Origin of the sequence: Amycolatopsis xylanica, from assembly GCF_900107045.1 — a bacterium.
GTDB classification, from domain to species: domain Bacteria; phylum Actinomycetota; class Actinomycetes; order Mycobacteriales; family Pseudonocardiaceae; genus Amycolatopsis; species Amycolatopsis xylanica.
In genome coordinates this window covers 385,297-409,938 of record NZ_FNON01000003.1, presented here as the reverse complement: position 1 = coordinate 409,938, position 24,642 = coordinate 385,297, and the positions used below count along the sequence as shown (strand labels likewise).

19 protein-coding genes are annotated in these 24,642 nt (G+C 69.3%); 14 read left to right on the top strand and 5 right to left on the bottom strand.

Annotated features, from left to right (window positions below; genetic code table 11):
• The first annotated feature begins 572 nt into the window (after nucleotides 1-572).
• The 5 genes from BLV57_RS15520 to BLV57_RS15500 all read left to right on the top strand — a co-directional run bounded on the left by BLV57_RS15520 (nucleotide 573) and on the right by BLV57_RS15500 (nucleotide 8,057).
• Nucleotides 573-1,787: an FtsX-like permease family protein gene (locus tag BLV57_RS15520; RefSeq protein ID WP_091289446.1), complete on the top strand. Its 1,215-nt coding sequence runs from the start codon at nucleotides 573-575 to the stop codon at nucleotides 1,785-1,787.
• A 33-nt stretch (nucleotides 1,788-1,820) separates the two neighbouring features.
• Nucleotides 1,821-2,531: an ABC transporter ATP-binding protein gene (locus BLV57_RS15515; RefSeq protein ID WP_091289445.1), complete on the top strand. Its 711-nt coding sequence runs from the start codon at nucleotides 1,821-1,823 to the stop codon at nucleotides 2,529-2,531.
• Nucleotides 2,528-3,940, top strand: coding sequence for a hypothetical protein (locus BLV57_RS15510; protein ID WP_091289444.1), 1,413 nt, complete (start codon nucleotides 2,528-2,530; stop codon nucleotides 3,938-3,940). The genes BLV57_RS15515 and BLV57_RS15510 overlap by 4 nt, the downstream gene beginning before the upstream one ends.
• 14 nt (nucleotides 3,941-3,954) lie before the next feature.
• The gene (locus BLV57_RS15505) at nucleotides 3,955-4,560 is read left to right on the top strand and encodes a hypothetical protein (protein ID WP_143047065.1); all 606 of its coding nucleotides are present in this window, start codon (nucleotides 3,955-3,957) and stop codon (nucleotides 4,558-4,560) included.
• Between the two features lie 101 nt (nucleotides 4,561-4,661).
• Nucleotides 4,662-8,057 (top strand): tetratricopeptide repeat protein, encoded by a 3,396-nt coding sequence (locus tag BLV57_RS15500; RefSeq protein WP_091289442.1) that lies wholly within the window; start codon nucleotides 4,662-4,664, stop codon nucleotides 8,055-8,057.
• Here the strand turns inward: BLV57_RS15500 and BLV57_RS15495 are convergent.
• Entirely contained in the window at nucleotides 8,035-9,492 is a 1,458-nt protein-coding gene (locus BLV57_RS15495) for a GGDEF domain-containing protein (RefSeq protein ID WP_245757336.1), read from the bottom strand. The genes BLV57_RS15500 and BLV57_RS15495 overlap by 23 nt on opposite strands.
• 449 nt (nucleotides 9,493-9,941) lie before the next feature.
• Nucleotides 9,942-11,156, bottom strand: a complete 1,215-nt coding sequence (locus BLV57_RS15490) for an MFS transporter (protein ID WP_091289440.1) — start codon at nucleotides 11,154-11,156, stop codon at nucleotides 9,942-9,944.
• Between the two features lie 355 nt (nucleotides 11,157-11,511).
• Between BLV57_RS15490 and BLV57_RS15485 the strand changes: the two genes are divergently transcribed.
• Nucleotides 11,512-12,402 (top strand): SDR family NAD(P)-dependent oxidoreductase, encoded by an 891-nt coding sequence (locus BLV57_RS15485; RefSeq protein WP_091289439.1) that lies wholly within the window; start codon nucleotides 11,512-11,514, stop codon nucleotides 12,400-12,402.
• 54 nt (nucleotides 12,403-12,456) lie between these two features.
• Here BLV57_RS15485 and BLV57_RS15480 read toward each other — a convergent pair whose 3' ends face one another.
• Entirely contained in the window at nucleotides 12,457-14,292 is a 1,836-nt protein-coding gene (locus tag BLV57_RS15480; RefSeq protein WP_091289438.1) for an AMP-dependent synthetase/ligase, read from the bottom strand.
• 216 nt (nucleotides 14,293-14,508) lie between these two features.
• Between BLV57_RS15480 and BLV57_RS15475 the strand changes: the two genes are divergently transcribed.
• The 6 genes from BLV57_RS15475 to BLV57_RS15450 all read left to right on the top strand — a co-directional run bounded on the left by BLV57_RS15475 (nucleotide 14,509) and on the right by BLV57_RS15450 (nucleotide 21,230).
• Nucleotides 14,509-15,030, top strand: coding sequence for a GNAT family N-acetyltransferase (locus tag BLV57_RS15475; RefSeq protein WP_218134820.1), 522 nt, complete (start codon nucleotides 14,509-14,511; stop codon nucleotides 15,028-15,030).
• Complete coding sequence (kynU, locus tag BLV57_RS15470; protein ID WP_091289436.1) at nucleotides 15,027-16,181, top strand: kynureninase; 1,155 nt, start codon at nucleotides 15,027-15,029, stop codon at nucleotides 16,179-16,181. The genes BLV57_RS15475 and kynU overlap by 4 nt, the downstream gene beginning before the upstream one ends.
• A 114-nt stretch (nucleotides 16,182-16,295) precedes the next feature.
• Nucleotides 16,296-17,042, top strand: a complete 747-nt coding sequence (locus BLV57_RS15465) for a 3-hydroxybutyrate dehydrogenase (RefSeq protein WP_091289435.1) — start codon at nucleotides 16,296-16,298, stop codon at nucleotides 17,040-17,042.
• Nucleotides 17,043-17,074: 32 nt separating this feature from the next.
• A complete protein-coding gene (locus tag BLV57_RS15460) occupies nucleotides 17,075-18,379 on the top strand; it encodes an MFS transporter (RefSeq protein WP_091289434.1) in 1,305 nt (434 codons plus the stop codon).
• 13 nt (nucleotides 18,380-18,392) lie between these two features.
• A complete protein-coding gene (locus BLV57_RS15455) occupies nucleotides 18,393-20,048 on the top strand; it encodes a helix-turn-helix domain-containing protein (protein ID WP_425425999.1) in 1,656 nt (551 codons plus the stop codon).
• A 78-nt stretch (nucleotides 20,049-20,126) separates the two neighbouring features.
• Nucleotides 20,127-21,230 (top strand): serine hydrolase domain-containing protein, encoded by a 1,104-nt coding sequence (locus tag BLV57_RS15450; protein ID WP_245757335.1) that lies wholly within the window; start codon nucleotides 20,127-20,129, stop codon nucleotides 21,228-21,230.
• Between the two features lie 67 nt (nucleotides 21,231-21,297).
• Here BLV57_RS15450 and BLV57_RS15445 read toward each other — a convergent pair whose 3' ends face one another.
• The gene (locus tag BLV57_RS15445; RefSeq protein ID WP_091290389.1) at nucleotides 21,298-22,542 is read right to left on the bottom strand and encodes an alpha/beta hydrolase family protein; all 1,245 of its coding nucleotides are present in this window, start codon (nucleotides 22,540-22,542) and stop codon (nucleotides 21,298-21,300) included.
• A 146-nt stretch (nucleotides 22,543-22,688) separates the two neighbouring features.
• Between BLV57_RS15445 and BLV57_RS15440 the strand changes: the two genes are divergently transcribed.
• Both BLV57_RS15440 and shbA read left to right on the top strand, forming a co-directional pair.
• Entirely contained in the window at nucleotides 22,689-23,621 is a 933-nt protein-coding gene (locus BLV57_RS15440; protein WP_091289432.1) for an extracellular catalytic domain type 1 short-chain-length polyhydroxyalkanoate depolymerase, read from the top strand.
• Between the two features lie 87 nt (nucleotides 23,622-23,708).
• Nucleotides 23,709-24,323 (top strand): RNA polymerase sigma factor ShbA, encoded by a 615-nt coding sequence (gene shbA / locus BLV57_RS15435; protein WP_091289431.1) that lies wholly within the window; start codon nucleotides 23,709-23,711, stop codon nucleotides 24,321-24,323.
• Here the strand turns inward: shbA and BLV57_RS15430 are convergent.
• The gene (locus BLV57_RS15430) at nucleotides 24,320-24,586 is read right to left on the bottom strand and encodes a helix-turn-helix domain-containing protein (protein ID WP_091289430.1); all 267 of its coding nucleotides are present in this window, start codon (nucleotides 24,584-24,586) and stop codon (nucleotides 24,320-24,322) included. The genes shbA and BLV57_RS15430 overlap by 4 nt on opposite strands.
• Nucleotides 24,587-24,642 lie beyond the last annotated feature (56 nt).

Sequence of the window (24,642 nt, the reverse complement as noted above, 5' to 3'; positions counted from 1 at the left end):
GTGGGGCGTGTTGACCGGTCCGAGGTCCCGTGTTGCCCGTTGGGTGGGGCGGGATAAAGCCCGCTTTATCCCGGGCTCGAGGGTGAGCGGTGCGGGGGTCGTGAGTGTTTAGGCCGGTTAGAACCGGTCGGAACACTCACGACGTCGGGGTGGGAGATTTCCCCTCGACTTGCCGCTTGGGGCGGGGTGATCTCGCGGGCGGTGGTGCGTGGGTGGGGTATGTGCAGGTCAAGGGACTTTGGTGGGTGTATGCGGGTGTGGACGAGGGGTGGGTTCGACTCCAGGGGAACTTCACTGAGGTCTCGCTAGCGTGCTTTCCGGCGGAATCGTCAGGTTCGCCGATGGCTGGTTTGAGATGAAGGAAGCAAGTTTGTCCAAGGGATTCCAAGTGTCCGCCTGACCCGTGAAATGCAGCGTGACGAGGGCGGCCCGTGTCACCTTGAGCGTTCCAAGGGGGCCCCTTGTCACGTCATGCGGGCGGGTGCGATCGGAGGAAGGGACCCGGCCGCGGGGGTATGCACTAGGTGTAGACACTCGGTGTATAGTCCGATCATGGCAGCGGAGCGGGTGACATGAGGACCGATCTGGCCATCGGGGTCCGGCTGGCGGTCGGGCGGCACGCGCTCGCGCGGTTCGTGCTGGTGGCCGGGGATGTCGGGTTGTGTGTGGCGGTGCTGCTGTTCGCCGCGGGCGAGCTGGGGCCGCATCCCGGCAGGCTGGTCGCGGTGGTGGCGGTCGCCGGGTTCCTGCTGGCGCCGCTGCTCGTGTTCGTCGCCAGTGTCGCGAGGCTCGGCGGGCCGGAGCGTGATCGGCGGCTCGCGACGCTGCGGCTGCTCGGGGCGAGTGCGCGGCAGGTGCGGCGAGTGGCGATCGCCGAGTCGCTGACCGGGGCGGTGGCCGGGCTCGTGCTCGGGATGGGGGTGTTCTTCGCGGTCCGGGGGTTCGGCGCGGTGGCGTGGCCCGCGTTGGTCGTGGTGGCGGCGGTCGCGCCGGTGCTGGCCGCCGGTGCGGCGCTGGCCGGGACGCGGGACACCGCGGTCGAGCCGCTCGGGGTGGTGCGGCGGGGTGAGACGGCCGTGCGGCGGGTGCGCTGGCGGGTGGTGCCGATCGTGCTGGGTGTCGTGCTGCTGGTGATCGGGGTGGCGAGCACCGGTGAGACCGCCGATCTGACGGCTGCCGCTGGGCTGGTTTCGGTTTTGGTGTCGATCCCCGTGCTGCTGCCGTGGCTGGTGGAACGCGCGGTCGGCGGGCTGCGTGGCGGGCGGCCGTCGTGGCAGCTGGCGGTGCGGCGGCTGCAGGCGGACAGTGGCACGCCGAGCCGGGTCGCGGGCGGGGTGGCGGTGCTGCTGGCGGCCGCGGTCGGCGCGCGGACGGTGCTGCGGTCCGCGCCGCCGGTGCCGCTGGTCGGCGAAGGTGTCTCTTTGATGTCGGTTTTCACGCTGCTGGTGGCGGGTGCGAGCCTGCTCGTGCTGGTCGTGCAGCAGCTGAGCGAGCGCAGGCGCGCGGTGGCCGCGCTGGCGGCGAGCGGGGTGCCGTGGGGCGTGATCGGGCGTTCGCTGCTCTGGCAGAACCTGATCCCGATCGGTTTCGGGGTTGTGGTGGCGGATCTCGCGGGCGCCGGACTCGCCGCCGCCGTGGTGCGCATGGCCGATGCGCGGGTGTCCTTTGATTGGCCATTCACGATCGTCGTCAGCGCTTTGGCCGTGGTGATGGTCATGGTCGTGACCGTTTCGGCGATTCCGCTAGTACGCGCGAGCGCGCACAGCGACGCATTACGCGAAGAATAACAATAATCCGCATTTTTCAGTGGGGAGAACTCTATGGTTTTCACGGTGTCCGCTAAAGGGCTGAGTAAAAGCTTCGGGCGAAAACAAGTGCTCGACAAGCTCGATTTCGAAGTGGGCAAAGGCGTCACCGGACTGCTTGGTCCGAACGGCGCCGGAAAGACGACTTTGCTGCGATGCCTGGCCACTGCGCTCAGGCCGGATCACGGTCATATCACCGCGTTCGGGCTTGACGCGAGCGACCGTTCACAACGGACGGAGCTGCGCCGCAGACTCGGTTACTTGCCGCAGGATCCAGGGTTGTACGGACATTTCACGGTGGCGCGCATGGTCGGCTACATCGCGATCTTGAAAGAGATCACCGGACGCCGTCAACGTGAGGAAGAAGTCGGCCGGGTGCTCGCCGAAGTGGATTTGACCGAGCACGCGTCGACCAAGGTCAAAAAGCTTTCCGGGGGCATGCGGCAGCGGCTCGGTATCGCGGCCGCACTCGTCGGGGATCCGGATTTCCTGATACTCGACGAGCCGACCGTCGGGCTGGATCCCGTGCAGCGTATGAGGTTCCGTGAGCTGGTGAGTGCACTCGGCGAGTCCAAGGTGGTGCTGCTGTCGACGCATCAGACCGAGGACATCGCCGCGGTCTGCGGGCGCGTGCTCGTGTTCAGCGCCGGGAAAATCGTCTTCGACGGCGACACCGGCGGGCTCGGCCCGACCGTCGAGCACGGCTATCTGAGGCTGCTCGCATGAGCCGGACCTTCGGGGCGCTGGTGCTCTTCGAAGCCCGGCGCCAGCTGCGGAACCCGATCCTGCTGGTGCTCGCGGCGGTGACGCTGGCCGCGCGCACGGTGGCGAGCTGGCGGCTCATGCCGAACTGGTCACTCGCCACCGTGGACACCGCGACCGCGCTCCTCATCCTGGGCGCCGGCGCGATGCTGGCCGCGAACCTGGCGACTTTGCGCGACAGCCGCGGCGCGTTCGCCGAACTGCTCGCGCCCCTGCCGAGCAGGCCGAAGGCACGCACGCTGGCCGTCCTCGTCGCCGCGACCGGGGTGTCGATGCTCGTCGCCGTGGTGGTCATCGGGCTGCACTTCGTGTCGCTGACGGTGGGCAGTGTGCCGGTCGGGCGCTTCGACGTGACCGAGCTGCTCACCGGCGTCGCCATGGTCGCGCTGTTCACCGCCGCCGGGGTCGCGCTGGCCAGATGGGTCCCGGTGCTCATCGCGGCGCCGCTCGCCGCGCTCGTGCTGACCTGGGCGATGTTCCAGTTCCCCGGTTCCTGGCTGCTGCCGGTGGTGCCGGACCTCAAGATCGTGATCGACGCGGCCAGGCCGCCGCTGTGGCATCTGCTCTACGTCGCGGGGCTGTTCCTCGCGATCGCGGCGGCCGCGCTGCTGCGGCACGGCCCGAGGCCGGGTTTCGTGGTCGCCGCGGGGACCGCGCTGGCCGTGCTGGGCGGCGCGCTGACGCTGCATTCGCCGGAGGCCGCTTCGCCGTCGGCGACCGCGGATCGCACGGCACCGCGCGGGCTGGTGACCGAGGGGGCCGACCATTGCCTGGCGCACAACGGGATCCGCTACTGCTCGTTCCCGTCGTACGCGGCGTGGATTCCGTTGTGGCAGCAGGCGATCGAGCCCGTTGTCGCGGCGGCGCCGCCCTCGGTGCGGGCACGGGCGCCCGAGATCGTGCAGCGCGTCACCATCGGCAGGCTGGGCGCGCCGTCGGCGATCATGCCGCCGGTCACGTGGGGCCGCAACGGCGGCGAGGTCGAATCACGGCGCTCGCTCGCCGCGCAGATGGCGGGCGTGCTGACCGGGTTCCAGTCACGGGTCGGCCTGCTGGAGTCGATGGACGGATGCGACGCGCGGGATCGTTCGCGCACGGTCGTCGCGCTCTGGCTGACCGGTCAGGTGGAGAAAGCCGTTGCACCACAAAGGGTTCGCGCGAGGCCTGACTCCGACATGGGTGCGATCGACTACGGCGAGACCGAACTCCGCTACGCGTCTCTTCTGCTCGCGGATCCCGAGGCGAAACAGCGGATCTGGGCGAACTGGGAAGTGCTCGTCGATCCGTCGACCACGCTCGGGAAAGCCTTGCCGCTACTGGGTTTGCGCCAAGCCGAGCCGATCGAAGCCCCGCGAGGCACGCCATGCCGGTGACGACTTTGGCGCGCGTGAGCGGCTGCTTGGTCAAGCCGATCGGCCGGGCCATCGACTGGACACCGTTCGCCGTCGCGGTTCCGGCGGTACTAGGGCTGGCGTTCGCGGCCGGTGGCGAGCCGGTCAGCCTGGCCGCGACGGTCCGGCTGGGTGCGTTGCTGCCGGGAACGGCGGCCGGTTTCGCCGTGGTGGACCCGCTTTCGGTCGTCACGCCGGTGCCGCGCTGGGTGCGCCAATGGCTGCGGACACTGCTCGCGTTCGCGGCGGCCGCCGCCGCGTGGTGCGCGGTGTTCGGGGTGTTCGCCGTGCGGGCGGCTCCTGGCACCGTCACCGGTTTCGGCGGCTACGCGCTGGAGGCGGCGGTTTGTGTGAGCGCGGGACTCGCGTGCACCGCCGTGGTCGCGGTGCGGCGCGCCGACCGGGTGTCGGGCGCCGTCGGCGCCGCCGTCCTGCTCGCGCTGGCCGCGAGCACGCTCTTCTACGAGGGCCGTGTCTGGCCACTGCCGGAAGAACCGGAGTGGGCGGCCGTCCACCACGCTTGGCTGCTCGTTCTCCCGGTTCCCCTAATGGTCTTGACCCTCGCGAACGGGTGGGCCGAACGGGTGATGGGCCCGGCCTGAACCGGCAAAAGCGGCAGATCTTGTCGGTGCCGTCCGGCATGATGGCTGTTCATCACCGTGTTGAGAGGGCGGCGCGGTGAATACGGGGCGGGGGAGCCACCGTGGAGCACAACCCGATCGCCTTCGGCCAGGCGCTGCGCGCGTCCAGGCTGAGGGCTGGGCTGACCCAGCGCAAGCTGGCGGAACAGGCGGGCGTCAGCCTGCGCACGATCCGGCACATCGAGCAGGGACAGGTCGAGCGGCCGAGACAGGATTCCATCCGGCGCCTCGCCGCCGCGCTGGAAAGCCGGGGCGAGTCACCGTGGACGGGATCCGGCGGCGCGCTCCGGATCGGCGTGCTCGGGCCGCTCGAAGCCGCGAGAGGCGACGAGCCGGTCGCGCTCGGTCCGCTCAAGCAGCGAAGCCTGTTCGCGGTGCTGGCACTGCAGCCGAACGAGGTCGTCTCCCGCGAGGAGATCATCGACGTGCTGTGGGGGGACAGGCCGCCCGCCAGCTGCCTGAATCTGGTCCACACCTACGTTTCCGGGCTGCGCAAGCTGGTCGAGCCGAGCCGCGCGCGGGAGTCCGGCGCGGTGATCTCGCTGGTGAGCGGGGGATATCGGCTCACAGCCGACCCCGGCGAGCTCGACCTGACCCGGTTCGACGAGCTCGTCGCGCAGGCGCGCCGCGCGCCGCACGGCGAGGCGCGCAAGGAGCTGTTCGAGCAGGCGCTCGACCTGTGGCGCGGGCCGGTGCTCGCCGATCTGCCGCCGAACGTGCGGCAGCATCCGGTGGCGGTCGCGCTGGCCGGGCGCCGGGTCACGGCCACGCTCGCCTACGCCGACACGGCGCTCGCCGTCGACGGCGCCGAGGACGCCATCGACCGGCTGCGCCTGGTCGCGCATCACGAACCACTGCACGAAAGCCTGCACGGCAGGCTGATGCTCGCGCTGGCCGCCGCCGGGCAGCAGGCCGCCGCGCTGCGGGTGTTCGCCGACATCCGCCGAAGGCTCGGCGAGGAGCTGGGAATCCAGCCAGGCAAGGAAATCCGGCTCGCGCACGGCAAGGTGGTCGAGGGCGAGCCGGTCCAGCACGAGAGCCGTCCGGCGCAGCTGCCCGCCGAGGTCGCCGGGTTCGTCGGGCGCGGCGAGCAGGTGCGCGCGCTCACCGCCTCGGGAGCCTCGATCGTGGCCATCACCGGCGCCGCCGGCGTCGGCAAGACGGCGCTAGCCGTGCACTGGGCGCATCGGCTGCGGACCCGGTTCCCCGACGGCCAGCTCCACGTCGACCTGCGCGGGCACACGTCCGGCCAGCCGATGCGGCCGATCGAGGCGTTGAGCCGGTTCCTGCGCGCGCTCGGCGTCTCGCCGGGCCGGATCCCGGCAGGTGAGGACGAGGCCGCCGCGCTGTTCCGCACCACGGTGGCCGACCGCCGGGTGCTGGTGGTGCTGGACAACGCCGTCGACGCCGCACAGACGCGGCCGCTGCTGTGCGGCGCCGCCGGGTGCCTGACGATCATCACCAGCCGCGACGCGCTGGCCGGGTTGAGCGCGGCCGAAGGCACGCATCGGCTGCCGCTCGACGTGCTCGCGCCCGAGGACGCGCGGCTGCTGCTCACCAAGCTGGTCGGCGACGCCGAGCCCGCCGAGGTCGCCGAGCTGGCCAGGGTTTCGGCGTATCTGCCGCTGGCGCTGCGGGTCGCGGGCGCGAGCATCGCGTCGGCGCCGCACGGGACCGTCGCCGGGTATCTCGCCGAGCGGGTGTTCCCCGGCGGCGGCGATGTCCGCTCGGCCGCGCACGAGGCGTTCGACCGTTCCTACCGGCGGCTGGATCCGGCGGCGCGGCGGCTGTTCCGGCTGCTCGGTTTCGTGCCGGGCCCGGACTTCACGGCCGAGGCCGCGGCCGCGCTCGGCGGCGACGGCGCGGGAAGGACGCGGGACCTGCTCACCGCGCTCGGCGCGGCCGGGCTGGTGCACGAGCCGGTGCCGGGCCGGTTCCAGCTCCACGACCTGCTGCGGGAGTACGCGATCTCGCTGCCGTCCGGTGACGAGCCGCCCGCCGCGGCCGAACGGCTCTTCGCGTTCTATCTGCATCGCGCCGACGGCGCGACACGGCTGCTCTATCCCCATGTGCCGCGCCTGCCGGTGCCGCAAGGAAAAGAGCCGCCGCCCGCGAACGAGGCCGACGCGCTCGGCTGGCTCGACGCCGAGCGGGCGAACCTGCTCGCGGCCGTCGCGCAGGCGGTCGAGTACGGCCTGCCCTCCTACGCCTGGCGCATCACCGACGCGTTGCGCGGATACCTGTGCACGCGCGGCTACAACGTGGAAGGCATCGCCGCCTGCCAGGAAGGCCTTCGCGCCGCGCGGCAGGAGGACGATCTCGCCGCCGAGTGCTCGATGCGCGGCATCCTCGGGCTGATCCGGTACGGACTCGGCGACCATCCGGCCGCGATCGAGTGCCACACCAGCGCGCTCGCGCTGGCGAGGCGGGTCGGCGACCGGCTCGCCGAGGCGGCCGCGCTGCACAACCTCGGCCGGGTGTACGCGCGGACCGGGCATCACGCCGACGAGTCGTCGCACTACGAAGAAGCGCTGGAGATCAACCGGAAGGCGGGCAACCTCCACGGTGAGGCCAGCGCGCTCAACCACGTCGGGGTCGCCGCGCTCGCGCTCGGCCAGATCGCCAAGGCCGTCGAGTGCTCCACCGCCGCGCTCGAACTGAGCCGTGAGCTCGGCGACCCCGATCTCGAAGCGCGCTCGATGCACAACCTCGGGCTCACCCATTGGGCGCGCGGTGAGCTGGACGAGGCCATCGACTCGTTTTCCGAATGCCTGCGTATCGTTCGCTTGATCGGAAACCGGAACGGCGAGGCGCCCGCGCTCGTCTGCCTCGCCGAGGCGCACTGCGAGGCCGGCCGGTACGCCGAAGCCGAGGTGCGGGCGAGGATGGCGATCGCGCAGGCGCGCGCGTCCGGCGAGCGGCGGGACGAGGTCGGCGGGCTGCACGTCGTCGCGACCGTCTACCTGCGCACCGGGCACCACGAGGCCGCGGCCCGCTACTACCGGAAGGCCTTGGCGCTGGCCAAGGAGATCGGGTACTCGTTCGGCGAGATGTCCGTCTTGATCGGACTGTCCGTTGTGGACCGTGAGTCCGGAAGGGCGGATTCGGCCGTTCGGGATGGTGAACGGGTGCTGGAGCTGGTGCGCCATTCGGGTTCATATCTGCTGGAAGCGAAGGTGCTGATCGAGCTGGCACACGCGCGAGTGGCGCTCGGCGAGCTCGGGCAGGCGCGGGCGCGGGCGGGCGAGGCGCTGGTCTTCGCGCGCAACCGCGGCCAGTACCGGGATCAGGCGCGGGCGCTGGTGGTGCTCGGGCTCGTCCGCGAAGCCGCCGGTGAACGGGAAGGCGCCGCGGAAGCCTGGAAGTCGGCACTCGAGCTGTTCGGCAAACTGAGCTTGCCGGAAGTGGACGACGTGACCGCGCTGCTGGACCGGATCAGTGGTGATGCTTCGGCGTGACGGGGGCGGTGCGGCCTTTTTCCGCGTACTCGACGCGATTGCGGCCGCCCTCCTTCGCGCGGTAGACGGCGCCGTCGGCCGACTGCAGGAGTTCGTCGAGTGTGGAGCCGTCCTTCGGAAAGAGCGCTACCCCGATCGAGGTGGTCCGGCCGGTGATGGTCGCCTTGCCGCCGTGGTTGTCGGTGGTGACCACCCGTAGCCCGGCGATTGCGGTGAGTACGCGGTCGGCGGCGGCCTTGGCCGCTTCTTCGGCGATATCAGGCAGCAGAACAAGGAATTCCTCACCACCGAACCGGCCTACGACATCACTCGGCCTAGTGACTTCGCCCAGTGTTTGTGCCACGTTCCGTAGAACATCGTCACCGGCCGGGTGACCGTAAGTGTCGTTGATCCACTTGAAGTGGTCTAGATCGATCATGAGCACCGCGAGCTTCGCTTCCGATTTGGCCGCTCGGGTGAGTGCGCGTTCCGCCGATTCGGACCAGCCCCGGACGTTGAATACGCCGGTTTTGGCGTCCGTGCGTGCTTCCGACTGCAGCTGATTGATCTCGGCGAGCCGGTTACCGACGACACTGATCAGGACGAGGATGACGATCGCGGGCGGAATGTTGACGATCAATACCGTTGTTATGGTTCCCAGGCCAATGGTGGAGGCGTCGAGCAGATTGTCGGCTTTGCTACCAAGGATGTTCCGCAGCGTCGGCGCGGTCGTGCCGTCGACCGCCAGCAGCGCGCCGATCATGACGGCTTGCAGGGCGGCGTAAGCGAAACCCGCCAGTAGGAGTAGTCCGAAGGCGGTCCACGAACTGGACTGGTCCAGTCGGCCCAGGTTGTCGTCGAAAAGCCAGCGGAAGACGACCTGGGCCAGCAATGCCGCGGCGGCGTGCGTGAAAGTGGTGAAGACGAACTTGTGCGGCGGGCGCCGTGAGTTGAACCAGCGCTGCACGCGGATGATGAGAATGAGCAGCAGGGTCAGCTGAATGGGCAGCAGCAAAGCCGCCGGGAGTATCCAGATACCGCCGAGATCGATGTGGACGGCCGTCGTCCTATTTCGCCTTCGCTCTTCCTGGCGCCGCGTCAGCTGAATGTGCAGAGTCGCGCAGGCGGCCAATGCGGAAACGCGAAGCCAATCTATTCCGGTGATCGGACGGGCGGTGGCGGTGCCCCAGGCGAGAAATCCCGTGACAATTATTTCCCAGCTCAGAAGAAATGCGATCATGGGTCGCGGCTTGGTCCACAGATCCCATTTCCGGATTGTTTTCCAGCTCAGTCCGCGCAGTTGTTCGACGATGCGGTGGCGGCGTCCGTGCGGGCGGGCGGTCGGTGAAGCCGCCGAACCTGGTGGGACATTCACCGAGGTGGCCGGGCCGGGCGCACCCTGTGACGGTGCTGCGCCGAACGTACCCCGCTGTTCGCCGTGCGAACTTCCGATCATGGCCCACCTCCTCCCGACTGACAAGCCAGCGGTTGTGTGTCGGTTCCCGCTGTGGTCCTGTTATTAATCATCGGTATCATCCCATCCAACAAGTTCTCGCCGGCCGCCCCCAGCGGGAGAACAGAATTGATCAGATGTCCACTCGTGACCCCCCATCGCGAGGAGGTGAGTTTCGTGTCCGATCGTGAAGCCTGATAGGTATGGGTCGTTGTCGCTGCCGTTTTGCCGTCGGGAGGTGAGTTTCGATGATGGACCGCGAGGCGTGAGCTTTGAAGACTTTGGTGGACGGGAAGCCGGTTTTCGGTCACTGGGAGGTGAACGGACGTGTCGGATCGTGAGGCGTGAGTAGCGCGAGATGGATTGACCGAAGCAGTCGAGGTGTGCACTACACGGGAGGTGGCATCAATGCGTGACCGTGAAGCGTGAGCGGCGAAGTGGTGGTCCATGTGTCAGCCTTCGGACTCGGCGACGACCGAGCGGCGGACCTTCGCCCAGGACAGTGCGGTCGGGATCGCGACGATCATGCCGACGAGACCGGCCAGCGCTATCGCGTTGGCGGCGGAGCCGATCAGCTGGGCGACAGCGCCACCCAGGGCGACACCCAGTCCCTGTACCACCCGGAGTCCGGTCCGGTAGAGCCCTCCGGCGCTGCCTCGGAGCTCGTTCGGCACCCAGGTCGAAAAGGTGGCCGTGACGGTGATGATGTAGGCGCCGGTCGCGCCGGCCAGCGCGAGCAGTGCCAGCGCGAGGCCCAGATTGGGCTTGACGAAGAAGACGGCGAGCAGTGCGAGCGAGCTCGCGGCGAGCACCCCCAGCATCCGCAGCCGGGTCTGCGCGGACGCGTAATGGGACAGCAGGAAGGCCCCGACGACGAAGCCGAGCGGATCGGCGGCGAGCAGCCAGCCGACGGCCGACGGATGTTCGCCCAGCTGGTGCGCCAGCGGCGCGGCGAGTCCCTCCGGCACCACGGCCAACCCCACCAGCCAGGACAGCGCCAGCAGCACGCGCAGCCGGGGCTGGGCGAAGACCCATTTCGTGGCGCCGAACCAGGTCGTGTGCCGGCCACCGGCCGCCGGCCGGTGCTCCACCCATAGCCAGACCACCAGGCCGGCGACGGCGAAGGTGACGGAGTCGATGGCCAATGCCCACGACGTCCCGACCAGCGAGACGAGTAGCCCGCCGCCCGCGAGACCGAGCAGCATGACGGTGTTGTTGGTGATGCCGCGGAAATCCTGGCTGCGCAGATAGAGCTCGTCGTCGGTGAAGACCTCACGGGTGACGGCGTTCTGCGCCGCGTTGGCCGGTGACCCGGCCAGCTGGACACCGACGAGCAGCGCGCACAGCGCGCCGATCGGCATCCCTGGGAGCGCCATCAGGCCGACGAGCACGCACTGGATGGCCGAGGCGACCGCCAGCACGGTCCGCCGGGGGTAGCGGTCCGCGAGGTGGGAGAGGCCAAGGCCACCGGCGAGTGCGGGGAGGAACGTGAGCGCGTAGACCGCGGCCGCCCAGAGCGCGGAGCCGGTGCGGGAGAAGACCAGGATCGCGAGCGCGACCTTGGCGAGCTGGTCTCCTGCGGAGGACAGTGCTTCGGCGAACCAGAGCGCGCGGTACTCGACGTTCTTCAGCGGTGCACTTAATCGCCCTTTGGCATTCGCCTTCACCGTTGAACCACTTCCCCCCGATCGAGTGAACGTGTCGCGCGCTGCATTCTGTCGGTTGCGGGCTGAAACCTGGTAGCGCGGTCGCCGCAAACGACCCCCAGTCAACGTTCAGTATGCCGCTGACTACGCGCAGGCGAACAGTCGACCTCCACTGGAATGGACTAATCGATGCACGCCGCTACGCCGGGTGATCGATGACGGATCGTGTCCACTGATCTGTCCGGAGGTATCACCCGACTGATCAAGCGGTACTCGCTTGGCGCAGTCAGGCCACCGTTCGTCGTCAACGAGGGTTCGGTGGCCTTCCCAGCACCGAACACTGGAAGCACAGCGCGGTGCTAGGTGGGGAGTGGACATGGGCAAACTGCTGGACGGCAAGGCGGTGGTGGTCACCGGCGGTGGTCGCGGGCTCGGCGAAGCGTTCGCCACGCACATCGCCCGTGCGGGTGGGTCGGTGCTCGTCAACGACATCGACGGGGAGCTGGCGGACGCGGCGGCGGCGACCATCCGGGAGGCGGGCGGGGTCGCGGTCGCCAGCGGGCACAGCGTGGCCGACCCGGCGCAGGCCCAGGAGATCGTCGAGCTCTGCGTCAAGGAGTTCGGCGCGATCGACGGGCTGGTCAACAACGCCGGGCTCAACTACGAGGCGCTGCCGTGGGAGGACGACGCCGCCCAGGCTCGTGAGCTGATCGAGGTCAACGTGCTCGGGGTGATGTACACCGGGATGGCCGCGGTCAAGGCGATGATGGCGGGCGGTGGCGGCTCGATCGTCAACATCTCGTCCGGCGCCTCGCTCGGGCAGCGCAAGCTGGGGGTCTACGCCGCGAGCAAGGGCGCGGTGGCGTCGCTGACCTACTCGTGGGCGCTGGACCTGGAGGACGCCGGTATCCGCGTCAACGCGGTCTGCCCGCTCGCGCACACCCGGATGGTGTGGAAGTCGGAGCGCTCGCTGCGCGCCTGCCCGCCAGACCGGACACCGGCGCGGATCGCGCCGCTCGTGTCGTTCCTGCTCGGGCCGGGCTCCGAGGGGATCACCGGCCAGATGATCCGCTGCAACGGCCCGCAGCTGCACGTGATGGGCCAGCCGTTCCTGAAGGCGCCGATCCTGGAGCGCGAGTCCTGGGACACCGAGACCGTGCAGCGAGCGTTCGACGAGGTCTTCAACGCGCACCTCGAGAACTACGGCCTCGAAAAGCGCGTCCCGCCGCTGCTGCGCAAGTGGACAGACACCACGCGCAGCGCCTGAAGGGCGATGAAGCGGGCTTGATTCGAGGGGGATCAAGCCCGCTTCATCCCGGTGCTACTCGGGCTTGGCCGCGCTGTAGAGCGCGTCGATGTTCGGGGCGTAGCGCTCGTTGATCACGCGGCGCTTGAGCTTGAGCGTCGGGGTCAGCTCGCCGGACTCGGGCGTCCAGGACTTCGGGATCACCTCGTAGCGCTTGATCTGCTCGATGCGGGCGAGCCTGCTGTTGGCCGACTCGACGGCCTTGTCGAGTTCTTCCACGATGCGCGGATGCTCGGCCAGTGCCGCGCCCTCGGCCACCTCGACCCCGTTGGCCGCGGCCCAGCCCGGCGCGATCTCGTCGTCGAGCACCAGCAGCGCGGTGACGTACGGCCGGTCGTCGCCGATCGCGACCGCCTGCCCGATCAGCGCGTGCTCCTTGAGCATGCCCTCGATCTTGGTCGGCGCGATGTTCTTGCCGCTCGAGGTGATGATCAGTTCCTTCTTGCGGTCGGTGATGAAGACGAACCCGTCGTCGTCGATCACGCCGATGTCGCCGGTGGCGAGCCAGCCGTCGGCGTCGGTGTCCGGCTTGATCGTGCCGTCCTCCTGCAGGTAGCCGAGGAACACGATCGGGCCGCGGACGAGCAGCTCGCCGTCGTCGGCGACCTTCACCTCGACCCCGGAGATCGGCTTCCCGACGCTGCCCGCCTTGAACGCGGTCGCGGTGTTCGAGGTGGCGGCGCCCGTCGTCTCGGACAGGCCCCACACCTCGCAGATCTCGATGCCGAGCCCGGCGATGAAGTACAGCACCTCGACCGGCAGCGCGGCGGCGCCGCTGGACGCGACCAGTATCTTGTCGAGGCCGAGCAGCGCGCGGATGGGCGCGAGCGCGGCGGCGTCGGTCTGCGCGATCCGCTGAGCCAGCTCGGCGGGGAGCTCCTTGCCCTCGCTGCGGAGTTTGTAGCCTTCCTGCAACAGCTTGTTGGCGGCGAGCAGCGCCTCGCGGCGGTCCTCGGGGGCCATGCCGAGCATGTTCTTGAGGCCGGCGACCATTTTTTCCCAGACGCGGGGCACGCCGAAGAAGCCCTGCGGGTGCACCTTGCCGAGCGCGCCGACGATCTCGGTCGGGTTGGCGAGGGTGTGCACGTGGCCGGCGAACACGATCGGCAGGTAGATCGACAGTTCGCGCTCGGCGATGTGCGCCAGCGGCAGGTACCCGATGCTGGTGGTGTGCATGGGCGCGTCGTGCAGCTCCCACACGGCGTACGCCTGGTGGATCACGTTGTGGTGGGAGAGCACCACGCCCTTGGGGTCGCCGGTGGTGCCCGAGGTGTAGATCATCGACAGCGGGTCGTCCGGCTTGATGCCGGCCCACGACTCCTCGAACTCGTACGGGTCGGACTCGTGCGCCTCGGTGCCGCGCTCGATCAGCGTGTCCAGGCTGAGGAAGCGATCGTCGTCGGCGGGCACGGCGTCGGCGTCCATGACGACGACGTGGCGCAGCGCGGGCAGTTCCTCGAGCACCTTGGACCAGCGGTCGAGCTCGTTGGCGCCGCCGATCACCACGACCGGCGCGGCGCTGTGCCTGGCGACGTAGCTGATCTGCTCCGGGCTGAGCGTGCTGTATGCGGTGCACGGGATCGCGGCCAGGTGCGCGGCGGCGAGGTCGACCGCCATGTGGTCGGGACTGCCCGGCGCCATGATGAGCATCCGGTCGCGGGCCCTGAGCCCGAGTGACGCGAGACCACGCGAAAGCACTGCGATCCGGTTACGGAACTCGGACCAGGTGAGCGTCGGCTGGCCCTCGGCGTCGAGCGAGGTGACGGCCGGGAGGTCACCGAACTGGGTCGCGTTGCGCTGCAACAGCTTGGGGATGGTCTGGCCTTCGGTCTTTTCTGCGGCGGTGGTCAACGCTGGCCTCCTGAGGATCCTGCCTGGATTCGGCCACCTTAAGTGGTTTCCCTCCCCGACGATAGAGAATCCCGGCCAGTCGGTATGGCTGCGAAAGACCCACTTACCAGGACTTAAGCCGGTCAGCAGCCGACCATCGGGGTGATCTTGTGCTCCGACTTCCGGGGGTTGTGCTCAGCATTAGCATGAATCGTGCTTACCGAGTACCGCCACTTCGTGAGGGCCGAAACAGAGCTGCTCGCCGAGTTCCTCTCCGGCGAGGAATGGCCGTTCCACAGCACCGGGTCACCCGAGCGTGAGCTGGTCCGCCGTCACGTCGCCGAAGGGCACTACGACAGCGACTCGGTCCGCACCTTCTGGATCATGATCGAAGGCAAGCGCGCCGGGCTGATCCGCCTGTTCGACATCGACGACGGCACCCCGTTGTTCGACCTGCGCGTCGCTCGGGCCTACCGTGGCCTCGGCGTCGGGCGGCACGCGGTGCGGTGGCTGACGAAGTACCTTTTCACGGCTTTGCCCGCCATCTCGCGCATTGAGGGCACGACGCGGCAGGACAACCACGCGATGCGGCGGGTGTTCCGGCTGTGCGGGTACACCAAGGAAGCGCACTACCGCGAGGCCTGGCCGGGCTGCGACGGGATCCTGTACGACGGGGTGGGTTACGCGATACTGCGGCGTGACTGGGCGACCGGCACGTTGACGATGCCCGAGTGGGACGACGAACATGCGGGGTTATGAGCGCCGCCGATCTTGATGCCCGTGACCCGCTGGCCGGTATCCGTGCCGAGTTCGATCTCGACCCCGCAGTGTCCTATCTGGACGGTAACTCGCTGGGCGCGCCGCCACGGCGGGTCGCCGACAGGCTGGACGACGTCATCCGCAAGCAGTGGGCGGGTAGGCTGATCCAGGCCTGGGACGACGGCTGGTGGGACGCGCCGGAGCGGATCGGTGACCGGATCGGCCCGCTGATCGGGGCGGCCGCCGGGCAGACGGTGGTGTGCGATTCGACCTCGGTCAACCTCTTCAAGGCTTTGGCGGCCGCCGTCCGGCTTCAGCCGGGGCGCGACGAGATCCTGGTGGACGCCAGGACGTTCCCGTCGGACGGGTACATCGCGGACGGGCTGGCCGGGTTCACCGGGCACACGGTGCGGCGGGTCGATCCGGTGGACATGCCCGCGGCGGCCTCGGAACGGACCGCGGCGGCGGTGGTCAACCACGTCGACTACGTGACCGGGCGGCTGCACGACATGCCCGCGATCACCGACGGCCTGCACGCCGTGGGCGCGCTGGCGGTGTGGGATCTCTGCCATAGCGTCGGGGTGCTGCCGATCCAGCTCGACGGCTGCGGTGTGGACTTCGCGGTGGGGTGCACGTACAAGTTCCTCAACGGCGGGCCTGGCGCGCCTGCTTTCATTTACGTGGCAAGGAAATGGCTCGATCGGTTCGAGCATCCGCTGACCGGGTGGGCGGGACACCGCGATCCGTTCGCGATGTCCTCGGACTACACGGGCAGTGCCGGGATCGGGCGGGCACGTGCGGGCACGCCGGACATTCTCGCGATGTCCGCCGTGGACGCCGCGCTGGACATCTGGGATCTGGTGTCCATTGAGGACGTTCGGGCCAAGGGGCTCGCGCTGGGTGACTTCTTCTTCGAGTGTTTGGACGAGCTGCTGCCGTCGGCGTCGGTGCTCACGCCGCGCGATCCCGCGCGCGGGCATCAGGTGTCGGTGGCGGGGACGGCCGCGCAGCTGAAGGCGCTCGCCGGGCGGGGGATCATCGGCGACTTCCGGCCGCCGAACGTGCTGCGGTTCGGACTCGCACCCCTGTACACGCGCTACGTGGACGTCGAACGCGCCGTGCACGGGCTCGTGAGTGTTCAGACCGGTTAGAACCGGCCGGAACACTCACGACCCCGATGTGTGAGGGGACACCATAGGTTCTTGGTTAACTGTGGGTGTTGATCACATACCCGGGCTGGGCCTGCGGACTTAACGTTCTGCGGCATGACGGACTTGGCCGGGAAGACGGCGCTGGTGACCGGCGCGGGCAGCGGGATCGGCGCGGCCTGCGCGCGGGCGCTCGCCGAGGCGGGCGCCAAGGTGCACGTGGTCGACCGGAACCCGGAGACGGCGTTCGCGGTGGCGGCCGAGATCGGCGGGACCGAGCACGTGGCCGACCTCGCGGACGCCAACGCCATCGAGACGCTGCCGGCGCAGGTCGACGTGCTGGTCAACAACGCGGGCCTGCAGGAGGTCGCGCCGATCCACGAGTTCGACCCCGCGCGGTTCGACCTCATGCAGCGCGTGATGGTGACCGCGCCGTTCCTGCTGATCAGGCGGTTCCTGCCGCAGATGTACACGCGCCGCTGGGGCCGCGTGATCAACATTTCGAGTGTGCACGGCCTGCGCGCGAGCCCGTACAAGGTCGCCTACGTGACCGCGAAGCACGCGCTCGAAGGCCTGAGCAAGGTGACCGCGCTCGAGGGCGCCGAATACGGGGTGACCAGCAACTGCGTCTGCCCCGGGTACGTGCGCACGCCGCTGGTCGAAGGCCAGGTCGCGGCGCAGGCCAGCGCGCACGGCATCAGCGACGCGGAGGTCGTCGACCAGGTGCTGCTGCGGCGCATGGCCGTCAAGCGGCTCATCGAACCGGACGAGGTCGCGGCCCTCGTGCGGTGGCTCTGCCTGCCGGCCGCGAACAGCTTGACCGGCGCGTCGCTGCCGGTCGACGGGGGTTGGACCGCCCAGTGACCCACCCGCTCGCAACGACAAAGGAGTCGCCGATGAGCAAACCCATCGCCAAGATCGTCAGTGCCAGCCTGATCGGCACGACGATCGAGTGGTACGACTTCTTCCTCTACACCTCGGCCGCCGCGCTGGTGTTCAACAAGCTGTTCTTCCCGACCGCGGATCCGCTCACCGGCACGCTGCTCTCGTTCGCCACCTACGCCATCGGGTTCGTGGCGCGGCCGCTCGGCGGGCTCGTGTTCGGGCACTTCGGCGACAAGATCGGGCGCAAGAAGCTGCTGGTGCTGAGCTTGCTGCTGATGGGCGGCTCGACGTTCGCGATGGGCCTGCTGCCGACGTACGTCACCGTCGGGGCGCTCGCGCCGATCCTGCTGACGCTGCTGCGCCTGGTCCAGGGCTTCGCGCTCGGTGGCGAGTGGGGTGGCGCGGTGCTCATCGTGTCCGAGCATGGCGACCCGAAGCGGCGCGGGTTCTGGGCGTCGTGGCCGCAGTGCGGCGCGCCGGGCGGGAACCTGCTGGCGACGGCCGTGCTGGCGCTGCTGGCGGCGGTGCAGACCGACGAGCAGTTCTTCTCGTGGGGCTGGCGGATCCCGTTCCTGCTCTCCGGCGTGCTCGTGGTGATCGGGCTGTGGATCAGGATGGCGATCTCGGAGTCGCCCGCTTTCCTTGCCGCGCAAGCGAACCGCAAGCCCGAGGAGAAGGCGCCGATCGTCACCGTGCTGCGTGAGCACTGGCGTGAGGTGCTGGTCGCGATGGGCGCGCGGATGGCGGAGAACGTCTCGTACTACGTGATCACCGCGTTCATCCTGGTGTACCTGACCGGGCCGCTGCACCTGCCGAAGTCGGTGGGGCTGACCGCGGTGCTGATCGGCTCGGCGTTCCACTTCGCGACGATCCCGGTGTGGGGCGCGTTGTCCGACCGGCTGGGCCGCCGCCCGGTGTACCTGTTCGGCGCGATCGGGGTCGGCGCCTGGGGCTTCGCGTTCTTCCCTTTGCTGGCAACGAAATCCTCGCCGCTGATCATTCTCGCGACCACGGTCGGGCTGGTGCTGCACGGCGCGATGTACGGGCCGCAGGCGGCGTTCTTCTCGGAGCTGTTCGGCACCAACGTGCGGTACTCGGGCGCGTCCATCGGCTACCAGCTGGCGTCGATATTGGCGGGCGGGCTCGCGCCGCTGATCGCCACGGCGCTGCTCAAGTCGTTCGGCAGCACCACGCCGGTGGCGCTGTACCTGGTCGGCGCCTGCGCGATCACGGTCGTCGCGGTGCTGGCGTCGCGGGAGACCCGCGGGGTTTCGCTGGTCGACGAGCGTGAAGAGGTCGAACTCGCGAAGCGATGACACGATGTCGGGCATGAACGACGTCGTGCCCGCACTGCTGATGCTGCTCGCCAGGCATCGGCGGCGGGAGGCCGAGCTGGTCGCGCTGTTCGACACCGCCAGTGAGCTGGCCGGGCAGCGCGACCCCGACGCCGTGCTCAAGTCGATCGTGCACCGGGCGCGCATGCTGCTCGGTGCCGATCTCTCTTATCTCTCACTCAACGACCCGGTCGCCGGTGACACGTACATGCGGGTCACCGACGGCTCGATTTCCCCGCTGTTTCAACGGCTTCGCCTCGGCATGGGCGAGGGGCTCGGCGGGGTGGTCGCGACCGGCGCCCGCCACTACGCCACCGCCGACTACTTCGCCGACAAGCGGTTCAAGCACACCGGCCCGATCGACGCCGCGGTCCGCGACGAGGGGCTGGTCGCCATCGTCGGGGTGCCGCTGACCTTGGAGAACCGGGTCATCGGCGTGCTATACGCGGCCGATCGCGCGGCGCGGGAGTTCACGCCCGAGGAGGTCGCGCTGCTGTCGTCGCTGGCCGACCACGCGGCCATCGCCATCGACACGACCAACCTCCTGGAGGAGACGCGCCGTGCGCACGAGACCATCCAGGCCCACAACGCCGCCATGCAACGCGCGGAGGACGCTCACGACCGGCTGACCGACCTGGTGCTGCGCGGCGCGAGCGTCCCGGAAGTGGCTTCGGCTGTCGCCGAGGTGCTCGGTGGCGAGATCGCGGTCCACGATGCCGAGGGGGTCGAGCTGACCGCCACCGGGATCCCCGCGCGGGCGGTCGCGGCGTCCCGGGCGAGCGGGCGGGCCGTGCAGCGGGACGGGGTGTGGGTGTGCGCGGTGCTGGCGGGACCTGAGCTTTTGGGGAGCATCGCCTTGTCGGGACGGCCGTCGCTGGACGGCGCGGACCGGCGGCTCTTCGAGCGGGCGAGTGTGGTGACGGCGCTGCTGCTGATGCTGGGCCGGTCGGTCGCGGAGGCTGAGAACAAGGTGCGCGGCGAGCTGATCACGGACCTGCTCGCCGGGCGGGACGCGCCAGGGCTCTTGGCCAGGGGACGGCGCTGGGGCGTCGACCTGAACGCGCCGCACACCGTGCTCGCGGTGGACGGTCCTTCGGCCGCGGTGACCCGGCTCGCCAGGGCCCGCGGCGGGCTGGCCGGGGTTTCCGGAAGCTTCGGGGTGCTGGTGCTGCCGGGCGCGGTGGACGTCGCCGAGGTCGCGAAGTCGCTGGGAACCGTCGGGGCGGCGGGGCCGGTTTCGGGGCCCGCCGCGTTGACCGCGGCTTGGGACGAGGCCGTGCGGTGCCTGCGGGCGCTGGTGGCGCTCGGGCGTGCCGGTGAGGGCGCGACCATGGCGGATCTCGGTTTCGTCGGGCTGCTGCTGGGGGATCGGGGTGACCTGGACGGGTACGTGAAGGCGACTCTGGGGCCGGTGCTGGAGTACGACGCGCGGCGCGGGACCGAGCTGGTGGCGACGCTTCGGGCTTACTTCGCGTGCGGCTCGAATCTGACGCGGACCAAGGATGAGCTCCACGTGCACGTCAACACGGTCGTCCAGCGTTTGGACAGGATCGCCACGTTGCTGGGTGAGGATTGGCAATCGCCCGCGCGGGCGCTGGAGGTCCAGCTGGCGTTGGAATTGCATCGCGTCAAGGGTAATTCTGTTTCCTAATAGGGTGGGGCCTGCCCCACCATGGATAGTGGGGTCCGGTAGATCGTCTCCGCGATCCGAATTCCATAGTCTTGGCGCATGCGAAAAGCCCTGATCGTCGCGGTGGCGGCAATGTTCTTGACAACCGGTGTGGCTCAGGCTTCGACCAGTGGTCTGCAGCGTGACCTGGACGCCGTGCGCGATTCCGGTGCCGTGGGCGTTCAGGCGCGGGTGGTCTCGCCTGGCAAGGAAAGCGCCGGTAGCAGCGGTACTTCGGTGCTCGGCCGGAACGTGCCGGTTTCCGTCGACGGTCACTTCCGGATCGGCAGTGACACCAAGACCTTCGCCGCGACCGTGCTGCTGCAGCTCGTCGCGCAGGGGCGTCTTTCGCTCGACGACAGCGTGGAGAAATGGTTGCCGGGTCTCGTGCGAGGGAACGGTTATGACGGCAATCTGATCAAGGTCCGCAACCTGTTGCAGCATACGAGCGGCATTTACGACTACCCGCACGCGGTGGAACTCGAAATGGCGACCGAAGCCGGTTTCCGTAAGCACCGGTTCAAGCGGATGGCTCCCGAAAAAGTGGTGGAGCTGAGCGTCGCGCATCCGCCGGTTTTCGCGCCCGGCGCCAAGTGGGAGTACTCGAACGTCAACTACATCATCGCCGGCATGATCATCGAGAAGGTCACCGGGCGTTCGTGGCGTGCCGAGGTCCGCGACCGGATCATCGTGCCGCTCGGCCTGCGGAACACGACCTTGCCCGGCGACTTCCCCTTCCTGCCGCGGCCGCACGCCGAGGGCTACACCCTGACGGGCACCGGCGCGTTCCGCAGCACCGAGGTGAGCCTCGGCTGGGGCGGCGCGGCGGCGGAGATCGTGTCGACCACCAAGGACCTCGGCGCGTTCTGGCGGGCATTGCTCGGCGGCAAGCTGCTCCCGCCCGCGCAGCTGGCCGAAATGAAGACGACGGTCCCGCTCGGGCCTGCCGACGCCTACGGGCTCGGCGTGATCCGGCACGTGACGAACTGCGGTGTGGTCACCTGGTTCCACAACGGGGGCACGCCCGGCTTCATCACCGGTGGCGCGGTCACCGAGGACGGCCGGACCAGCGTGATCACGTCGCTGTCCAACGACGGCGAGATCAAGGCCCAGGGGGCCGCCATGACGCGCCTGGTCGACAACGCCATCTGCCGACAGGGGTGAGGACCGGGATAAAGCGGGCTTTATCCCGGGGAAAGGCACCCGGGATAAAGCCCGCTTTATCCCGGTCCTAGAGGTGGCAGGTGGTGAGGACGTCGCCTTCGCGGGGGATGGTGCGGGAGGCGGGTGGCGGGACGTGGGCGCCGAGCCAGGATTCGAGGGCGGTGAAGGCGCTGCGGTGGCAAGGCGTCAGGGGCCGCACCGAATCCGGGAAGGCTTCGAAGAGGCCGTCGACGTGGTTGCCGCCTTCGACGCGGTAATAGCGGAAGAGCCGGTCGCGGCCCGCGTCGTGGACCATGCGGGCGTAGACGTCGGAGTCGAGGCTGATCGGGAGCAGGACGTCCAGCGTGCCGTGCAGGGTCAGGAGCGGCTTGCCGATGCGGCCGGTCAGCGAGATCCGCTCCACCGCGCGGTGCACCGAAGCGGGCCGGGAAGCGTAGTCGTAATCGGCTTCGGCTCCGGTGTACGCGGGGTCGAATTCGGTGCGGTAAATGCGCTGGGTCAGATCCCAGTAGTACTTGTGGTGATAGTCCCAGAGGAACTCCGAGCCCGCTGGGAATCCGGCGGCGTGCATCGCGTCGGCGTCCGGATAGGCGCGCAAGGCGGGCGGGAGGAAGGTCAACAGATTGGTGCGGTCCGTCCACAGCGTGCCTTCCCAGTCGACGCCGCCGTCGAACAGCTCGGGGTGGTTCTCGAGCTGCCAGCGCACGAGGTAGCCGCCGTTGGACAGGCCGGTCGCGATCGTGCGGCGGACCGGGCCGCAGTACCGGTGGGCGACCGCGGCCTTGGCGGCCAGCGTCAGCTGGGTGACGCGGAAGTTCCACTCGGCGAGCGCGTCGCCGGGGCGGCGGCCGTCGGTGTAGAACGTGGCGCCGGTGTTGCCCTTGTCGGTCGACGCGAACGCGTAGCCCTTAGCCAGCACCCAGTCGGAGATGGCGCGGTCGTTGGCGTACTGCTCGCGGACGCCCGGCGCGCCGCTGACGACCAGGCCGCCGTTCCAGCGGTCCGGCATGCGCAGCACGAACTGGGAGTCGTGGTTCCAGCCGTGGTTGGTGTTGCCGGTCGAGGTGTCCGGGAAGTAGCCGTCGATCTGGATGCCGGGCACCGCGGCGGGCGCGGGCAGGGACGCCGGGGTGAGCCCGGCCCAGTCGGCGGGGTCGGTGTGGCCGCCCGCGGTGCTCAGGTCCGCGACGTGGGCGGACTCCTGGTGTTCGGCGCCGGGGACCCGCGGGGTTCCGCACGAGGCGGCTGGGGCGGGTGCGGCGGGGACGATGACGGTCGCGGCGAGGACGGCGATGGCCAGCAGCGTGCGCATGGTCACCGAAGCTAGGCCTCGGGCGCGCGCGAGGTAATGGTCGCGGCCACCACGCCGGGCCGCCGGGCTGTGGTGACGGCAGACATGGTGACCGGGTTGGTTGCTCCTTAACGTGGAAGCCACGTTCCAGGACAAGGAGGTCCAGTATGGACGGGAAGCTGCGCGTTCTCTTGCTCGGCTTGGTGCTGATTTTCGCCGTGACACCACCGGCGAACGCGGCGGGTGTCGGGGAAGTGACCGGGTTCGGGTCGAATCCCGGCAACCTCAAGATGTTCCGGTACACGCCGGATGGGCTGCCCTCGGGCCGCCCGGTGGTCGTGGCGATGCACGGCTGCACGCAGGACGCCGCGGGCTACGGCACGAACACCGGCTGGGTCCAGCTCGCGCAGCAGGCGCGGTTCACGCTCGTGTTGCCGCAGCAGCAAACCACGAACAACGCCAGTAAATGCTTCACATGGTTCGACGGCGTGAAGACTCCCCAAGAAGCCTTGTCCGTCAAGCAAATGGTGGACCGCGCCGTGGCCGACGCCGGTGCCGATCCGGCCCGCGTCTACATCAGCGGACTGTCCGCGGGCGGGGCCATGACCGCGGCGATGCTCGCGCTGTATCCCGCGACGTTCAAGGCGGGCGCGGTCGTCGCGGGTTTGCCATACGGCTGTGCGACCAGCCAGCTGACGGCGTTCTCGTGCATGAACCCCGGCAAGAACCTGACTCCACGTCAGTGGGGTGACAAGGTCCGCGCGGGCGGCTACCCGGGACCCTGGCCGGTGGTCAGTATTTGGCACGGTACCGCCGATTACACGGTGAATTCCGCCAACCTGACCGAGCTCGCCGAGCAGTGGACCGACGTGCACGGCACCGACGCGGTCGCCGACACCCGCGACACCATGGCCGGGTTTCCCCATGCGGTGTATAGGAATTCCGCTGGTCAGGCGGTAGTCCAGACCTACTCGATCACCGGCATGGGGCACGGCCAGCCGGTGGACCCCGTGCAGTGCGGAACGGCCGCGCCGTACATTGTGGACGTCAACCTGTGCGCCGCCGGGCGGACCGCGCAGGACTGGGCGCTAGCAGAATGAACGCTGTACAACAAGTGCCTTACGGACACTTCTTGTCAGGCCGGTGTACCGGCGCGCTTACGCCATTCGCGGGCAAGACTTTGCCCCATGACGACGAGCACGACGCAGACGCGCCCCCAGACCGACCGGGACCCGGCCAAGGAGGAGTTCGAGCGCGTCGTCCTCGCCGCGGCGCGCGGTGACGAGCTCGCCAGGAACCAGACGCTGGCCGCCATCCAGCCGATGGTCCTCAAGTACTGCCGGGCCAGGATCGGCGGCCACCACGTCTCCTACCTCTCGGCGGCCGACGTGGCGCAGGAGGTCTGCATCGCGGTGCTCAAGGCGCTGCCGGGCTATCAGGACCGGGGCGGCTCGTTCACCCACCTGGTGTACGCCATCGCCGCGAACAAGGTCGCCGACGCGTACCGGGCCGCGTCCCGCGACAAGTCGAGCCCGATGCCCGAGATCCCCGAGACCATCGGGGACATGGGCGAACCCGAGTCGCAGGCGCTGGCGTCCGACCTGCGCGCGCAGATGGGCGAATTGCTGCTCACCTTGCCGGAACTGCAGCGGGAGATCCTGACGCTGCGCATCGTGGTCGGCCTGACCGCGGGCGAGACCGCGCAGGCGGTCGGGCTGACCTCGGGGCACGTGCGCGTGCTGCAGCACCGCGCGCTCACCAAGCTCCGCGCGCAGGTCAGCGCCGAGAACAAGTGGCGCTAAGGGACGACGGGTCTCACCCGCCGCGGTCTGCCCGGCTTCGGCCGGTCGGCGAGGCCCGCGATCCCTTCGGCGGCATAGCGTTTGCGCCACAGGATGACCGTCGGCTTCGAGACGCCGAGTGTGGTCACGATGTCCTTGACCGCCATGCCTTCGGCGGCCAGCAGCACGATGCGGGCACGGTGGGCGAGCGCGCCGCCTTCGGCCGCGTCTTCCAGGAACAGCCGGTCTTCCGGCGCCAGCGGGGGCGTTATCGTGATTTGCACATCTTATGATTGCCCGCGCATTCCGGCCGGTAAAGAACAACGGCCGGAGGGCGGCC

What these genes read in the sequence shown, in the direction of transcription:
- BLV57_RS15520 (WP_091289446.1), top strand. Translation starts at nt 573, where the DNA reads ATGAGGACCGATCTGGCCATCGGGGTCCGGCTGGCGGTCGGGCGGCAC.
- BLV57_RS15515 (WP_091289445.1), top strand. Translation starts at nt 1,821, where the DNA reads ATGGTTTTCACGGTGTCCGCTAAAGGGCTGAGTAAAAGCTTCGGGCGA.
- BLV57_RS15510 (WP_091289444.1), top strand. Translation starts at nt 2,528, where the DNA reads ATGAGCCGGACCTTCGGGGCGCTGGTGCTCTTCGAAGCCCGGCGCCAG.
- BLV57_RS15495 (WP_245757336.1), bottom strand. Translation starts at nt 9,492, where the DNA reads ATGATCGGAAGTTCGCACGGCGAACAGCGGGGTACGTTCGGCGCAGCA.
- BLV57_RS15485 (WP_091289439.1), top strand. Translation starts at nt 11,512, where the DNA reads ATGGGCAAACTGCTGGACGGCAAGGCGGTGGTGGTCACCGGCGGTGGT.
- kynU (WP_091289436.1), top strand. Translation starts at nt 15,027, where the DNA reads ATGAGCGCCGCCGATCTTGATGCCCGTGACCCGCTGGCCGGTATCCGT.
- BLV57_RS15465 (WP_091289435.1), top strand. Translation starts at nt 16,296, where the DNA reads ATGACGGACTTGGCCGGGAAGACGGCGCTGGTGACCGGCGCGGGCAGC.
- BLV57_RS15460 (WP_091289434.1), top strand. Translation starts at nt 17,075, where the DNA reads ATGAGCAAACCCATCGCCAAGATCGTCAGTGCCAGCCTGATCGGCACG.
- BLV57_RS15455 (WP_425425999.1), top strand. Translation starts at nt 18,393, where the DNA reads ATGAACGACGTCGTGCCCGCACTGCTGATGCTGCTCGCCAGGCATCGG.
- BLV57_RS15450 (WP_245757335.1), top strand. Translation starts at nt 20,127, where the DNA reads ATGCGAAAAGCCCTGATCGTCGCGGTGGCGGCAATGTTCTTGACAACC.
- BLV57_RS15445 (WP_091290389.1), bottom strand. Translation starts at nt 22,542, where the DNA reads ATGCGCACGCTGCTGGCCATCGCCGTCCTCGCCGCGACCGTCATCGTC.
- BLV57_RS15440 (WP_091289432.1), top strand. Translation starts at nt 22,689, where the DNA reads ATGGACGGGAAGCTGCGCGTTCTCTTGCTCGGCTTGGTGCTGATTTTC.
- shbA (WP_091289431.1), top strand. Translation starts at nt 23,709, where the DNA reads ATGACGACGAGCACGACGCAGACGCGCCCCCAGACCGACCGGGACCCG.